At 61.9% G+C, this 924-nt stretch carries 1 protein-coding gene; it reads right to left on the reverse strand.

Features of this window, described 5'->3' with window-relative positions; genetic code table 11:
- Positions 1 to 66 precede the first annotated feature (66 nt).
- On the reverse strand, positions 67 to 423 hold the full coding sequence (locus tag ACFQQC_RS18645) for a hypothetical protein (RefSeq protein ID WP_376864047.1): 357 nt from the start codon (positions 421 to 423) through the stop codon (positions 67 to 69).
- Positions 424 to 924 lie beyond the last annotated feature (501 nt).

The raw sequence follows: 924 nt of genomic DNA on the forward strand, positions 1-924 counted from the left end.
CCTGATCTGGCCTCCAGACCAGCGATGGTTATACGGCGAAGTCTGCTTCCCACCCTTAGCAGACGTTCAGGGACGTGTTTCGGCTTCTCGGATCATTTGGTCGAGGACTTCGCGGGATATTTTCTTGAGGTCTTCGAACGCCGGGGCCGTGGCCTCCTGGTCGCCATTACCCTCGCCACTGATCCGGACGCCCCCATCAGTCGTGGATAGCGTGAACACGAACGGCATGGCCGGGTTGCCCGGAGCCGAGACCACGATCAGCGTCCGCCGGTCTGCGCAGCCGTAAGTCAGCCACTCAGTGCCACCGAACGAGCGTTGTATCGGTCCCGCCGTGCATTGAAGCGGTTCCGGCGCGGCTCCATGATCCTGGTTGATCGGTGAAGTCAGCAGGGCGAGTGCAAGCAATGGCGTGATGATCGTCATGGTCGGATTTCCCTCCGCATCCTCATTGCTTGATGTGGAGTCCGCTTTCCACCCATTGCGGACATTCAGGGCGCACCCCAAGCTGTGGCCATGACGCGCGCCGACCTTCTCCGTACCGCTACGCCACATCTGATTGCGGACGTTCGTATGTATGCGACAGCAGACGGCGGTCGGAAAACCCCAGCTCTCCCGGGCTGGGGATGCCCATGCCTGGTGTCCCTGACAAAGCCACTCGTGGGGTGGGACGCTTGGCCAGTCTTACACGACGAGCCCCTGCGGCCAGGTGATAGGCGACGGGTAGGCTTGGTCTTCCTGTCGGGCGACGAAGCGGCAGGGGTGATGCGCGATGCGGGTCGGTTCTTCCTTTGGGAGGGGCGAGCTATCGGCGAGGCCGAGGTGATTAGCTAGTTCCGCTCCCGGGCCTTATCCGTTTGTCGGCTTCCGACCGAGGCTGTGTGAAAACGCCTTCGGTTCGAGCGAATTAGGGTAGCCTCCCGAGGT

The organism is Brevundimonas sp. GCM10030266 (assembly GCF_042666595.1).
Lineage (GTDB): Bacteria > Pseudomonadota > Alphaproteobacteria > Caulobacterales > Caulobacteraceae > Brevundimonas.

Coding starts and splice junctions, on each gene's coding strand:
- ACFQQC_RS18645 (WP_376864047.1), bottom strand. CDS start 423: ATGACGATCATCACGCCATTGCTTGCACTCGCCCTGCTGACTTCACCG.